This is a genomic window from Microbispora sitophila, assembly GCF_014892245.1.
GTDB lineage: Bacteria > Actinomycetota > Actinomycetes > Streptosporangiales > Streptosporangiaceae > Microbispora > Microbispora siamensis.
This window is the reverse complement of sequence record NZ_JADBGC010000018.1, coordinates 125,799-139,284: the sequence shown is the minus strand read 5'-3', so window position 1 is coordinate 139,284 and position 13,486 is coordinate 125,799. Positions and strand designations below refer to the sequence as shown.

General features: G+C 71.5%; 11 protein-coding genes. 10 read left to right on the top strand and 1 reads right to left on the bottom strand.

Going from position 1 to position 13,486, the window contains the following annotated elements:
- Window positions 1-49: 49 nt before the first annotated feature.
- The 3 genes from IL992_RS30230 (at window position 50) to IL992_RS30220 (ending at window position 3,807) form a co-directional block, all read left to right on the top strand.
- On the top strand, window positions 50-916 hold the full coding sequence (locus tag IL992_RS30230) for a polysaccharide deacetylase family protein (RefSeq protein ID WP_193206742.1): 867 nt from the start codon (window positions 50-52) through the stop codon (window positions 914-916).
- A gap of 120 nt (window positions 917-1,036) precedes the next feature.
- Window positions 1,037-2,149 (top strand): glycosyltransferase family 2 protein, encoded by a 1,113-nt coding sequence (locus IL992_RS30225; RefSeq protein ID WP_319018927.1) that lies wholly within the window; start codon window positions 1,037-1,039, stop codon window positions 2,147-2,149.
- Window positions 2,146-3,807 carry a glycosyltransferase family 2 protein gene (locus tag IL992_RS30220; protein WP_193206741.1) on the top strand — a complete coding sequence of 554 codons (1,662 nt, stop codon included), beginning with the start codon at window positions 2,146-2,148 and terminating at the stop codon, window positions 3,805-3,807. Before IL992_RS30225 ends, IL992_RS30220 begins: the two co-directional genes overlap by 4 nt.
- A 74-nt stretch (window positions 3,808-3,881) precedes the next feature.
- On the opposite strand, the gene IL992_RS30215 is transcribed toward IL992_RS30220, so the two are convergent.
- Complete coding sequence (locus IL992_RS30215; RefSeq protein ID WP_226874033.1) at window positions 3,882-5,441, bottom strand: glycosyltransferase; 1,560 nt, start codon at window positions 5,439-5,441, stop codon at window positions 3,882-3,884.
- Window positions 5,442-5,628: 187 nt separating this feature from the next.
- On the opposite strand from IL992_RS30215, the gene thrC reads away from it, so the two are divergent.
- The 7 genes from thrC (at window position 5,629) to IL992_RS30180 (ending at window position 13,406) form a co-directional block, all read left to right on the top strand.
- Window positions 5,629-6,687 carry a threonine synthase gene (gene thrC, locus IL992_RS30210; protein ID WP_079317145.1) on the top strand — a complete coding sequence of 353 codons (1,059 nt, stop codon included), beginning with the start codon at window positions 5,629-5,631 and terminating at the stop codon, window positions 6,685-6,687.
- 43 nt (window positions 6,688-6,730) lie between these two features.
- Window positions 6,731-7,657 carry a homoserine kinase gene (thrB, locus tag IL992_RS30205; RefSeq protein ID WP_193206740.1) on the top strand — a complete coding sequence of 309 codons (927 nt, stop codon included), beginning with the start codon at window positions 6,731-6,733 and terminating at the stop codon, window positions 7,655-7,657.
- A 413-nt stretch (window positions 7,658-8,070) separates the two neighbouring features.
- The gene (gene rho / locus IL992_RS30200; RefSeq protein WP_193206739.1) at window positions 8,071-10,062 is read left to right on the top strand and encodes a transcription termination factor Rho; all 1,992 of its coding nucleotides are present in this window, start codon (window positions 8,071-8,073) and stop codon (window positions 10,060-10,062) included.
- Between the two features lie 255 nt (window positions 10,063-10,317).
- Window positions 10,318-10,536 (top strand): 50S ribosomal protein L31, encoded by a 219-nt coding sequence (rpmE, locus tag IL992_RS30195; protein ID WP_079317149.1) that lies wholly within the window; start codon window positions 10,318-10,320, stop codon window positions 10,534-10,536.
- 107 nt (window positions 10,537-10,643) lie between these two features.
- Entirely contained in the window at window positions 10,644-11,690 is a 1,047-nt protein-coding gene (prfA, locus tag IL992_RS30190) for a peptide chain release factor 1 (protein ID WP_319018926.1), read from the top strand.
- Between the two features lie 147 nt (window positions 11,691-11,837).
- Window positions 11,838-12,692, top strand: coding sequence for a peptide chain release factor N(5)-glutamine methyltransferase (gene prmC / locus IL992_RS30185; RefSeq protein WP_193206738.1), 855 nt, complete (start codon window positions 11,838-11,840; stop codon window positions 12,690-12,692).
- 66 nt (window positions 12,693-12,758) lie between these two features.
- Window positions 12,759-13,406 (top strand): L-threonylcarbamoyladenylate synthase, encoded by a 648-nt coding sequence (locus IL992_RS30180; protein WP_193206737.1) that lies wholly within the window; start codon window positions 12,759-12,761, stop codon window positions 13,404-13,406.
- Window positions 13,407-13,486: the final 80 nt, after the last annotated feature.

Genomic DNA, 13,486 nt, shown 5'->3' with positions numbered 1-13,486 from the left:
GGACATCGCGCGCAAGAGTAATTGCCAATTATGAGTAAAGTTTCTCTTCATGCGACTTACGGTGAAGAGACTTCTGCCGGTCTGTCTCCTAGCCGCGGCGTCGATCGCGGGACTCCAGCACCCGGCCGCGGCGACGGCCGGCTCGGCCGTCTCCGCGCAGGCGGCCCCCGCGCGAGTCGCCGAACAGGGAGCGCGGGCGGCCGGGGTGCCGACCGTGGTCCTCACCTTCGACGACGGCACGGCCGACCACCTCGCCGTCGCCGGAATGCTGAGCAGGCGCGGCCTCAAGGGCACCTTCTACGTCAACAGCGCCCGCCTCGGCAGGCGCGGCTTCCTGAGCGTGGCCGAGCTGCGGGCCATCGCGAAACAGGGCCACGAGATCGGCGGCCACACCCTTCACCATCCGCATCTGCCGGAGACGTTCGACGCCACGCAGCAGACGGAGATCTGCGACGACAGGCGCGCGCTGCTGAAGATGGGCTTCGCGGTGCGCTCGTTCGCCTATCCGTTCGGTGACTTCGACGAGTCGGGCAAGCAGATCGCGATGCGCTGCGGCTACAACAGCGCGCGCGACATCAACGGCCTGTACCGGCCGGACAGCTGCCGCGCCTGCCCGGTCACCGAGACGATCCCGCCCGCGGACCCCGCCGCCGTACGCGCCACGAGCCAGACCCGCCTGCCGCGCACGGCCCGCACACTGCGGGAGTTCGTCACCCGCGCCCAGCGGGAGGACGACCCCGGCATGCTGACCTTCGTCTTCCACGAGATCAAGAACGACCCGCGGGACGAGTACGCGACGGCGCCCAAGGAGTTCGCGGCCTTCGTCGACTGGGTGGCCCAGCAGCGGAAAGCCAAGAAGATCGACGTGAAGACGATGGGCGACGTCGTCGGTGGGGACGTGTCGCCCGTGTCGTGATCCCGCCTGCCGCGCCAGGTCACAGCGAGTCGTCAGGTTGACCATGACGGTCACAGGGATTCACAAGGTTCGGCTGATAGAAGTTCAGCAGCCTACAAACGGACGCGCGGGAGGGACACCGTGACGGTGACGACCGGCATGTGCTCGCCGTACGGTTTCACACGCAGCCCCACCGAGGACACCGTGACGTTGTCCTGGAGCGACGGCCGGTGGGCGATGGGAGGCCGGCCGCTGGCCGTCCCCCCGCAGGCCGACGTCGCCGCCCTCCGGCCGCTGCGCGGGCTTCGGGTGGAGTGGCCGGAGGAGGCCGACGCCGAGGCATTCGGCGCGGTCACCGCCTTGGCCGCCGCGGGGGTGCCGCTCACCTGCCACGATCCGCCGAGGTGGGTGCGTGAGGCCGATCCCGTGCTCGCCGGCCTGGCCGCGGCCTGGACCCCCGAGGCCGGCGACGGTACACCCGAGTCGGTCGCCGACCTGCGCAGGGAAGAGCACAGCGTGCGCCTGCGCAGGCACGCGCTGCGGGCCGGTGGCGTCGGCACCGGCCTCGCCCCGGTGACCGTCGTCATGGCCACGCGGCGGCCCCACTACGTGGGCCACGCGCTGCGGCAGCTCGCCCGCCAGCGCGGCGTCGGTCTGGAGGCGGTCGTCGCCCTGCACGGGTTCCCGGCCGCGCGGGTGCGCGAGGCGGTCGAGGAGTTCCCCCATCCGATCACCGTGATCGAGGCCGAGCCGGACGCGCCGCTCGGGACGGTGCTCAACATGGCGGCGGCCCGGGCGTCCACCGGCATCGTCGCCAAATGGGACGACGACGACTGGTACGGCCCCGAGCACCTGGCCGACCTGCTGCTGGCCATGGCCTATTCCGGGGCGGAGCTGGTCGGGACCGCGCCGGAGTTCTTCTACCTCCAGCCCCTCCACACGACGATCCGCCGCGTCGACTACAGCAGCGAGGTGTGGGCCGACCACGTCGCGGGCGGCACGATCCTGCTCGGCCGCGAGATCTTCGAGCAGGTCGGCGGCTTCGGGCCGCTGGATCGCGGGGAGGACGCGCACCTCCTGCACGCGGTCGAGGCGGCCGGCGGCCGCGTCTACCGCACCCACGGCCTGGGCTACGTCCTGCGGCGATCGGTCAGCGCCGACCACACCTGGAACCTTCCTCTCGCCCACTTCCTGCGCGTCGCCGCGAACCAATGGCGCGGCTTTCGCCCGAGTGTGATTCTGGAAGCGCCATGACGCCACGCATCAGGGGAAACGACTACACCGTCCTCAAGCCGCCCGCCCTCGGGTCGTCGTGGACGCCCCGCCTGCGGGTCAGCGTGGTCATCCCCGCGTACGCCAACCAGGCCAAGCTCGACCTCACGCTCGCGGGGCTGGCCAGGCAGACGTACCCGGCCGACCTGCTGGAAGTGATCGTGGTCGACAACGGCAGCGAGCCGCCGCTGCGCCTGCCGGAGATCCGGCCCCGCGGCACGCGGCTGCTGGTGTGCGCGGCGCCGGGCCGGGCCAGGGCGCGCAACACCGGGCTTGCCGCCGCGACGGGCGACGTCATCCACTGGATGGACTCCGACGTCGTCCCCGAACCGGAGGAGGTGGAGGCGCATATGCGCTGGCACCACCTCGCGCCCTATCTGTCGGTCACCTCCTACCTGCGCTTCACCACCGCCCCGCTGCCCGACCCGGCGGACGTCGCGGGAACGGACGACCTGGCGAAGCTCTTCGAGCCGGCGGAGCCGCACTCCTGGATCGAGGACCTGGTGCGGCGGTCGGAGGGGCTGACCCGCTCGCCGCGGCCGTTCAGCATCCACATCGGCGGCGCGTCGTCGGTCTCCGCCCGGCTGTTCGAGCGGGCCGGGCCGATGGACCCCGACATGATCCTCGGCCAGGACACCGAGATGGGCTACCGGCTCGCGCAGGCGGGCGCGGTCTTCATCCCCGACCCGCAGGCCAGGGCCTACCACCTCGGCCCGTCCATGCGCATGCGCGACAGCGCGCCGGTCAGCCGCGTCAGTCACGCCCTGGTCACCGACCGGGTCCCCGGCTACCGGTGGCTGCGCACCCATCCCTCCCGGCAGTGGAAGGTCCCGCAGGTGGAGGTCCTCGTGGACGCCACCGCGGGGTCGTACGACGACGTCAGGGCCACCGTGGACGGCGTGCTGGCCGGCACGGTGACCGACCTCGCCGTGGTGCTGACCGGCCCGTGGGACGAGCTCGCGCCCGAGCAGCGCGCGCCGCTCAAGGATCCGCGCCTCGATCTCGTGCTGCTGCGGGCCCACTACACGCACGAGGGCCGGGTGCGGCTGGCCACGGCGGTGTCCGACACCCAGTCGCCGTACCGCCTGCGCATCCCGCCCGGCTGGGTGCCGGAGGAGGACAGCCTCGGCCGGCTGATCGAGGTGCTGCGCGGACGGGAACACGGACTGGTGAGCGTGCTCCTGGCCGAGGACGCGGAAGGCGTCACCGCCGCCCGCCTGGAACGCACCGAGGCGTTCTCCCGCGCCGCCCTCGTCGCCGAGGAGGGCGAGGACCTCGACGACGCCGTGGACGAGATGTTCGGCACGTACTGGGTCGACGGCGAGACCTTCGGCTTCCGGGCCGCCGCGGACGCCCCGGCCTACATGAATCCGCGCACCGCCTATCGCAAGCGGGTGCAGGCGCAGGCCGAGGTCGAGCGGCTGACCAAGGAGGTCGAGCGGCTGCGCGGGCAGGTGACCAGATGGCGCGACGAGGCGGCGCGGTGGCGTAAGTCCGCCGTCGAGTTCCGCCGGGAGATCGGCACCCTGCGGCGGCAGGTCTCGGTGCTGCGCGGGCAGGTCTCGGCGCTGCATCGCGCCCGAGGCCTGCGTGGCATCGCCCGGGGCATCACCCGGCCCTTCACGTTCAAGAAGACCTGACCGGCGAGAAGACCTGACCGGCGGCCCCTCCGTCGCGTGACAGGAGTCGCGGGGCGGGGCCGGCCATCGGATGGTCAGGAGCGGCGGAACAGGCCGCGGCGGCGCGGCGGCGTGGCCTCCGGCTCCGGGACCTGCGCCGCGGCCGGCCTCGGGGTCGGTCTCGGGGTTTGCGCGGCGGCCGGTTTCCCGGTGGCCTGCGGTGCGGCGGGCGCGGCCGGTTTCGCCAGAGCCTTGGGACGCTCCTCGAACTCGCTCGCCGCGGCGTGCCGTACGCCGTGGGTCTGCGCGATCACGCCGGCCGGGTCCTCGCCCGGCGCGGTGAGGCGGCGGGCGCGCGCGACGGCCTCGGTCCGCTCCAGGGTGGCCGTGCCCCCGCCGGGCAGGTCCAGGACCAGCAGGCCGATGCGCTCCTCCAGCATCGCCTTGACCGCACGCTCGAGCAGCGCCGGAGCCGGAGGGGCGTCGACGGGCGCCGTGTAGCGGAAGGGCACGGGCGCGGCGGTCGGCGCCGCCCGTTCCGCGAACCGCACCCGCGCGTCGTGCCCGAACGCCGCCCTCACCAGGGCGAGGTCGAACGCCTCGGTCCCCGGAGCCCACCTGCGGCCGCCTTCCAGCGGCGACCAGGGGCCGGTCAGCGTCACCACGACGTCGCTGAGCGTGCCCCGCAGCACCGCGTCGACCGCCGCGACGATCCGCCGCTCGTCCGCCCCCATCACGTCGAAGACGACCTCGACGTACGGCACGAGCCAGCGCCGGCCGGGCTCCTTGCGCAGGTCGCGGCGGAGCGGGACCCGGTGTGCCAGGTGGGCCTCGACGAGGCGGACGATGGACTTGCCGTGCTCACCGCGCTGGGCCGGCAGGCCGAGATGCACGGCGCGGGCTTCCATGTCGGGGACGAACACCGCCCCCGCCTGCGCGAGCCGGTAGGCGAACTCGGTGTCCTGGCCGCGCACCACCTCGGGATCGAAGCCCCGGACCTCGTCGAGCAGGGCCCGTCGCAGGGAGACCGTCGGACCTGTGCACACCTGGTAGGGGTTCTTGCTGGCCCGCAGGCCGTCGAGGCGGCGGATGGTCTCCTCGGTCGAGCTGGACACCAGCGCCGACGGGTCGAACAGGTCCTCGGGCGAGCCGTGCCGTACGGCCTCGTGGACCTGCGCGGGAGTGAGGGCCGGCTCCTCGGCGAACTTCTTGCCGCCGATCGTGACGAGGTAGTCGGTGAGGTGGTGCCAGCGGAACAGCGCCTCCAGGTGCTCCCGCGAGATCACCATGTCGGCGTCGAGACGCTGCACGATCTCACCCTCGGCCGCCGCGATGCCGGCGTTCATCGCGTGGCCGGCGCCCCATCCGCCGGGCGGGACCACGACGACGCGGGTGTTGTCCGGCCGCAGATCGGGCAGGCGCAGCGGGGGATCGCTGCGGTCGTCCACCACGATCACCTCGGTGAGGTGCGCGGGATAGGTCTGCGCGGCCAGCGCGGCCAGCGTCAGATCGAGACGGTGCTGCCCGCCGTGGGCGGGGATGACGACACTCGCGCTGAGCGTGGGCGTCCAGCCGCCGATGGGCGGCGGCGTGAGCGGAGAGTAGTCGTTGTGGCGAATTCTCGGCCGGGGCTCCACGCCCGTCAGGTGGGCCAATCCTCGTCCTCTACAGCGATGGTCAAAGGGCCGCTCCACAGTAGCGAAACCCGCTGACAGTTCCCTAAGGTGGCGCCCAATATGTCCATTTGGTGGACAACGAAGTCCGCACGTCAAACGGTTGGCCGTAGACTCGGTGACCGATACCCCTGGTGACACGCGTATGCGCGCGTGGGAGGAGCGACCAATGTTCAGGGCTTGGCGTGGCCTGATCGAGGAGTACCGCGATCGTCTGCCGGTCTCCACGACGACGCCCGTGGTGACCCTGCTCGAGGGCGGCACGCCGCTCGTCCCGGCCAAGCGGGTGTCCCAGATCACGGGCTGTGATGTCCATCTCAAGGTCGAGGGCCTCAACCCGACCGGCAGCTTCAAGGACCGCGGCATGACCGTCGCGATCAGCAAGGCCGTCGAGGAGGGCGCCCAGGCGGTCATCTGCGCGTCCACCGGCAACACCAGCGCCTCGGCCGCCGCCTACGCCGTACGGGCCGGGCTGACCTGCGCCGTCCTCGTGCCGCGCGGGAAGATCGCGATGGGCAAGCTCGCTCAGGCCCTGGTGCACGGCGCCAGGCTGCTCCAGGTCGAGGGCTCGTTCGACGACTGCCTGGAGATGACCAGGAAGCTCGCGGAGACCTACCCGATCGCGCTGGTCAACTCCGTCAACCCGCACCGCCTGCAGGGCCAGAAGACGGCGGCCTTCGAGATCGTCGACGCGCTCGGCGACGCGCCCGACGTCCACTGCATCCCGGTCGGCAACGCCGGCAACATCTCGGCCTACTGGATGGGCTACAAGGAGTACGCCGACGACGGCGTGGCCACCAAGCGGCCGCGAATGCTGGGATTCCAGGCGAGCGGCGCGGCGCCGCTGGTCGGCGGCAGCCCCGTTACCCACCCGCAGACGATCGCCACGGCGATCAGGATCGGCAACCCCGCCTCCTGGCGGCTCGCCGAGGCCGCGCGCGACGAGTCCGGCGGCGACATCCAGGCCGTGACCGACCGCCAGATCGCCGCGGCGTACAAGCTGCTCGCGCAGGAGGAGGGCGTGTTCGTCGAGCTCGCCTCCGCCGCGAGCGTCGCCGGCCTGCTCCAGGCGCACGAGCAGGGCCTGCTCACGCCGGGGCAGCGGGTCGTCTGCACCGTGACCGGCAACGGCCTGAAGGACCCCGACTGGGCCATCTCCGGCGCCCCGGCGCCCGTGACGATCCCGATCGACGCCTACGCCGCCGCGGCCGCGCTGGGACTCGCCTGACCGGCCCTCTCATTCCCGCCCATCAAAGGGTTCAGGTGACGAATTGACGGAAAGTCAGGGCGTCGTCGTCCGCGTGCCGGCGACGAGCGCCAACCTCGGCCCCGGCTTCGACAGCCTCGGTCTCGCGCTCGACCTGTACGACGAGGTGGAGGCGGAGATCTCCGGCTCTCCCGGCGTGCGGATCGCCGTGGAGGGCCAGGGCGCCGGTGAGCTGGACGAGGACGAGGGCCACCTCGTCGTCAGGACCATGCGCGCGACGTTCGACCGCATGGGGTTCGCCCAGCCGGACGGCATGGCGCTGCGCTGCCGCAACCGGATTCCGCACGCGCGGGGGCTCGGCTCGTCGTCGGCGGCGATCTGCGCCGGCATCCTCGCGGCCCGCGCACTCGTCCGCGCGAGGGGCGCGGGGGATCTGCCGGACGCCGAGGTGTTCGCGCTGGCCACGGAGCTGGAGGGGCATCCCGACAACGTGGCGCCATGTCTGGCGGGAGGTCTCACCATCGCCTGGACGGACCAGTCGGGAGCGGCGAGTATGGTGAAACTGAGCCCGCACGAGGACGTCCGGCCGGTGGCGTTGATCCCGGATTTCCGGTTGTCCACGGAGGAGGCTCGGGGGCTGCTGCCGAAGGACGTACCGCATTCGGACGCGGCGGCCAACGCGGGGCGGGCGGCTCTGCTCGTCGCGGCGCTGACACAGAGACCGGAACCGGATCTCCTGCTCGCCGCCACCGAAGACCGCCTGCACCAGAGGTACCGCGCGCCCGCCATGCCCCGCACCGCCGAACTGGTGCGACGGCTCCGCGAGGCCGGGGTGCCCGCCGTCGTCTCGGGGGCCGGTCCGACGGTTCTCGCGTTGACGACACGGGACACCAAGGATTTGATCGCGCCAGAAGTGGGTAATGACTGGCACATCCAGCCAATGAACGTCGACCCGCTTGGTGCGTACGTTCGGTTTCCCGAGACACGCTGATGTTTCTTCGACCTTCAGGGAATAGCTGTGCGCGCTGGTGATGTTAGGCTGATAGCCGCACCAGGTGCCCCCGTGTTGGGTGCGTGCTTGTCATTCGCACATCGCTGCACTTCGCCTCGCGTCCTTCGACGCGGGCAGGGCGATTTCCCCGAAACCGTTTCCTCCAGTCGGCACACCCTCGGGTGGCATGGCCGGAGGCGGCGTTCTCGGAGACATGCGCGTTCGAACCACCAAGACATCTGGTCGGTGGCGGCAATCCGGGGGATCGCCCCCGGGCACCTACCGCTCGCGAATCCCGAGGGTCATCGACACATGAGATTCGCGAAGCCCGACCCGGTCTGTCCCGCCGGGTCGCATCACCGGGACGCCTGGACGCACGATTCTGGCGCCCGACCCCTGGGAAGGACCCTTAGTTGAGCGACACCACCGAACTCCTCTCCGACGGCCAGGCCGCCGGCGACACCCCCACTTCCGCCCCGGCCCGTCCGCGACGTCGCTCCGGCACCGGCCTGGCTGGCATGGTGCTCCCCGAGCTTCAGGCCCTGGCGACCAGCCTCGGCATCACGGGGACCGGACGGATGCGCAAGAGCCAGCTCATCGCGGCCATCCAGGAGAAGCAGGGCGGATCGGGAGAGGCCGCGGCCGAGCCGAAGGCCGCCGCCGAAGCGCCCGCAGTCGCCGAGCGCCCCGCCCGTGGCCGCCGGGAACGTTCCCGCGCCGCCGCGGCGCCCGCACCCGAGGCCGCGCCCGCCGCCGCGCCCGCTGCCGAGCCCGTCGCGGCCCGTGAGGAGCGTCCCGTGGTCGAGGCCGCTCCGGTCGTGGCCGCCGACGCCACGCAGAACGGCGTCGCCGCCGTCGCCGAGCCGCAGGCCGAGGCCGCCCAGTCCGAGACCCGCGCCGAGCGGCCCGAGCGCGGCGACCGCCGCGAGCGCCGCACGCGCGGTGAGCGGGGCGAGAGGGGCCGCGAGCGCGACGGCCGCGGTGACCAGCGCGGTGACCAGCGCGGTGACCAGCGCGGTGACCAGCGCGCCGCCGACGCCGGGGACGGCGGCCAGGGCCGTCGTGACCAGCAGGGCCGCGGCGACAACCGCGCCGACGGCCGTGACGGCCGCTCCGACGGGCGCGGTGACAGCCGTACGGACAGCCGCGCCGACGGCAAGGGCGACCAGCAGGGCGAGGACGGCCGCGGGCGCCGTGGCCGCTTCCGGGAGCGTGGCCGCCGCGGGCGCGACCGCTTCGAGGGCAACGAGCCGGTCATCAGCGAGGACGACGTCCTGATCCCGATCGCCGGCATCCTGGACATCCTCGACAACTACGCCTTCGTGCGGACCAGCGGCTACCTGCCGGGCTCGAACGACGTCTACGTCTCGCTCGCCCAGATCCGCCGCAACGGCCTGCGCAAGGGCGACGTCATCACCGGCGCCGTCCGGCAGCCGAGGGACGGCGAGCGGCGTGAGAAGTTCAACGCCCTGGTCCGCCTCGACACCGTCAACGGCATGGACCCGGAGCAGGCCCGCCAGCGGCCCGACTTCAACAAGCTCACGCCGCTCTACCCGCAGGAGCGCCTGCGCCTGGAGACCGAGCCGAACGTCCTGACCACGCGGATCATCGACCTCGTGTCGCCGATCGGCAAGGGCCAGCGCGGTCTGATCGTGTCGCCGCCCAAGGCCGGCAAGACCATGGTGCTCCAGGCGATCGCCAACGCGATCACGCGCAACAACCCCGAGTGCCACCTGATGGTCGTCCTCGTGGACGAGCGTCCGGAAGAGGTCACCGACATGCAGCGGTCGGTCAAGGGCGAGGTCATCCACTCGACCTTCGACCGCCCGGCCGAGGACCACACGACCGTCGCCGAGCTCGCCATCGAGCGGGCCAAGCGGCTGGTGGAGCTGGGCCACGACGTCGTCGTGCTGCTCGACTCGATCACCCGTCTCGGGCGTGCGTACAACCTCGCGGCGCCCGCGAGCGGCCGCATCCTGTCCGGTGGTGTCGACTCGACCGCGCTCTACCCGCCGAAGCGGTTCTTCGGCGCCGCCCGCAACATCGAGAACGGCGGCTCGCTGACGATCCTCGCCACGGCTCTCGTCGAGACCGGCTCCAAGATGGACGAGGTCATCTTCGAGGAGTTCAAGGGCACCGGCAACATGGAGCTCAAGCTCAACCGGTCGCTCGCGGACAAGCGCATCTTCCCGGCGGTGGACGTGGACGCGTCCGGCACCCGCAAGGAGGAGATCCTCATGGCCAAGGAGGAGCTGTCCATCGTCTGGAAGCTCCGCCGCGTCCTCCACGCCCTCGACATGCAGCAGGCGCTGGAGCTCCTTCTCGAGAAGATGAAGGAGACCAAGTCCAACGCCGAGTTCCTGCTCCAGGTGCAGAAGACCACGGTCAGCAACGACCGCGACTGACGCCCTTCCGACCGACGCCCCGGACGGCCGCGCCGTCCGGGGCGTCGGCGTGATCCGCCGATCCGCCGCCCCTGCCACGACGATGGCCGGCCCCGGGAATAGCCCATGGCCTGGGATGGTTGGAGGATCTGGCACACTGGTAGCCGAACCGCAGCGGTACCGGTTCCCGCGCCGCGCATCACAGGTGTGCCGATGCGCGCAGACCGTGACAGACGGAGCGACCCGGCGACCGCGCCTAGCGTTAAGGACTGAGACATGAAGCCCGACATCCACCCGGAGTACGTGGTCACCCAGGTGACCTGCACCTGCGGGAACACCTTCACCACGCGTAGCACCGCCAAGAACGGCGTGATCCACGCCGACGTCTGCTCCGCCTGCCACCCCTTCTACACGGGCAAGCAGAAGATCCTCGACACCGGTGGCCGGGTGGCGCGCTTCGAGGCGCGCTTCGGCAAGAAGGCCCAGAGCAAGTAGCTCCTCCAGGACGCCGGCTCGGGGGCGCCCCTTTCTGGGGGCGTCTCCGGGTCGGCGTTCTTGGTGATTACGGCCTTTACCGAGGAGCTTGAGCAAAGGAGCGTGCGGTGAACCTCGACGAGATCATGAGTGAGTACGCGGATCTGGAACTGCGGCTCGCCGACCCCGCCGTGCACGCCGACCAGAGCAAGGCGCGGACGTACGGCAAGCGTTACGCGGAGCTCACGCCGATCGTCGCGACCTACCGGGAGCTCGAAGGCGTACGGCAGGACCTGGCGGCCGCGCGCGAGCTCGCGGCGGAGGACCCGGCGTTCGCGGAGGAGGCGGCCGAGCTCGAGGGCCGCATCCCGGTGCTGGAGGAGAAGCTCACCCGTCTCCTGGTCCCGCGGGACCCCAACGACGACAAGGACGTCATCATGGAGATCAAGGCGGGCGAGGGCGGCCAGGAGTCGGCCCTGTTCGCCGGAGACCTCCTGCGGATGTACCTCAGGTACGCCGAGCGGATCGGCTACAAGACCGAGATCATCGACGCACAGCACTCCGACCTCGGCGGCTACAAGGACGTCACCGTCGCCATCAAGGGCAGGGAGGGCGTCTGGTCGCGGCTCAAGTTCGAGGGCGGCGTGCACCGTGTCCAGCGGGTGCCGGTGACCGAGTCGCAGGGCCGCATCCACACCTCGGCCGCCGGTGTGCTCGTCTATCCCGAGGCCGAGGAGGTCGACGTCCAGATCGACCCCAACGACCTGCGCATCGACGTGTTCCGCTCCAGCGGTCCCGGCGGCCAGAGCGTCAACACGACCGACTCGGCCGTGCGGATCACCCACCTGCCGACCGGCGTCGTCGTCTCCTGCCAGAACGAGAAGAGCCAGCTCCAGAACAAGGAGTCGGCGCTGCGCATCCTGCGCGCCAGGCTGCTCGCGATGGCGCAGGAGGAGGCCGAGGCGGCCGCGATGGCCGAGCGCAAGTCGCAGGTGCGCACCGTCGACCGCTCCGAGCGCATCCGCACCTACAACTTCCCGGAGAACCGCATTTCGGATCACCGCGTGGGTTTCAAGGCCTACAACCTGGACCAAGTCCTGGACGGCGATCTCGATGCGGTGATACAGGCTTTGCTCGACGCCGAACTCGCGGAGAAGCTGGCCGCTCATTCGTGAGCCCGCGGCGAGCCTGATGAGGGGACGATGGGAGAAGCGGTGATGGACGTGGGTCGTCGAATGACCGTGGGCCGTCCCGGCGGCGGCCCGTCTGCCCACGACCGACGATCCCCAGGCCACGCCGCGACGACCGTGCTGTAAGAGACCATGACCTTCCTGCTCGACGAAATCGCCCTCGCCACCGCCCGGCTCGCCGAGGCGGGAGTGCCGTCACCCCGAACGGACGCCGAGGAGATCGCGGCCTTCGTGCACGGCGTTCCGCGCGGCATGCTGCACACGATCAAGGACGCCGACTTCGACGCGCGGTTCTGGGAGGGCGTCGCCCGGCGCGAGGCGCGCGAGCCGCTGCAGCACATCACCGGCCGGGCGTACTTCCGCTACCTCTCCCTCGAGGTGGGCCCGGGCGTGTTCGTGCCCAGGCCGGAGACCGAGGTCGTGGCCGGCTGGGCGATCGACCGGCTGCGCGAGATGGACGTCGCCTCTCCCGTCGTGGTCGACCTCGGCACCGGTTCCGGAGCCATCGCGCTGTCGATCGCGCAGGAGGTCGCGCTGGCGCAGGTGCACGCCGTCGAGATCGACCCCGTGGCGTACGGCTGGGCCAAGCGCAACATCCTCGAACACGGCCAGGGCCGCACCACCCTGCATCCGGAGGATCTGGCCGACTGCCTGCCGGAACTGAACGGCCAGGTGGACCTGGTCATCTCCAACCCGCCGTACATTCCGCCCGGAGCGATCCCGCGTGACCCCGAGGTGCGCGACTACGATCCCTCGCGGGCCCTGTACGGGTCGGGGGAGGACGGGCTGGACGAGGTGAGAGCCGTCGAGCGCACGGCGCGGCGCCTGCTGCGGCCGGGCGGGTTCGCCGTGGTCGAGCACGCCGACCAGCAGGGGAACGCCGTCTACTGGCTGTTCGCCGAGGAGAACGGCTGGCGCGACGTGCGGTTGCGCCAGGACCTGACCGGCCGGGACAGGTTCGTCACGGCCCGGCTGACCCAGGACTGACTCGAATGGCCCGGTCGGTGGCCACGCGGCGGCGGAGCCGGGCGGGACACGTGGAAGGATGGCTTCGTGAGCCGACGGTTTGACTGTGCCGACCAGACGGAGCGGATGACCGGACTGGCCGAGGCGACCTCGGCGGTACGGCGGGGCGAGCTCGTGGTGTTCCCCACCGACACCGTCTACGGGATCGGCGCCGACGCCTTCACTCCTTCCGCCGTCAACGCGCTGCTGGAGGCGAAGGGCCGGGGCAGGGACATTCCCGTGCCCGTCCTTGTGGGCACCGTACGGGCCGCCAACGCCCTCGTGGAGAGCCTCGGGACGTACGGGCAGGACCTGGTGGACGCCTTCTGGCCCGGGCCGCTCACGCTCATCCTCAGGGCCAACCGTTCGCTATCGTGGGACCTCGGCGACACCAAGGGAACGGTCGCCGTCCGCATGCCGCTGCACCCGGTCGCGCTGGACCTTCTCAAGGAGACCGGCCCGATGGCGGTCTCCAGCGCCAACCGGGCCGGCAACCCGCCGGCCACCACGGCGGACGAGGCCGAGGAGCAGCTCGGCGACTCGGTGGACGTCTACCTCGACGGCGGCCCCTGCGACGACACCGTGCCGTCCACGATCGTCGACCTGACCACGGCCGTGCCCCGGGTGCTGCGCAAGGGCGCGATCCCCGTGGACAAGATCCGCGGCCTGGTGGGATACCTCGCGACCGAGGAGTGACCGCGATCCGGGCGTACGTCTCGGGATGTGAGACGTCGGCACGGCTCTGATCAGGGCGATCGATGCCGTCTGGCTATCGG

Excerpts from the sequence above, each read along its gene's own strand:
- rpmE (WP_079317149.1), top strand. The coding sequence starts at position 10,318 with ATGAAGCCCGACATCCACCCGGAGTACGTGGTCACCCAGGTGACCTGC.
- IL992_RS30230 (WP_193206742.1), top strand. The coding sequence starts at position 50 with ATGCGACTTACGGTGAAGAGACTTCTGCCGGTCTGTCTCCTAGCCGCG.
- thrC (WP_079317145.1), top strand. The coding sequence starts at position 5,629 with ATGTTCAGGGCTTGGCGTGGCCTGATCGAGGAGTACCGCGATCGTCTG.
- IL992_RS30220 (WP_193206741.1), top strand. The coding sequence starts at position 2,146 with ATGACGCCACGCATCAGGGGAAACGACTACACCGTCCTCAAGCCGCCC.
- prmC (WP_193206738.1), top strand. The coding sequence starts at position 11,838 with ATGACCTTCCTGCTCGACGAAATCGCCCTCGCCACCGCCCGGCTCGCC.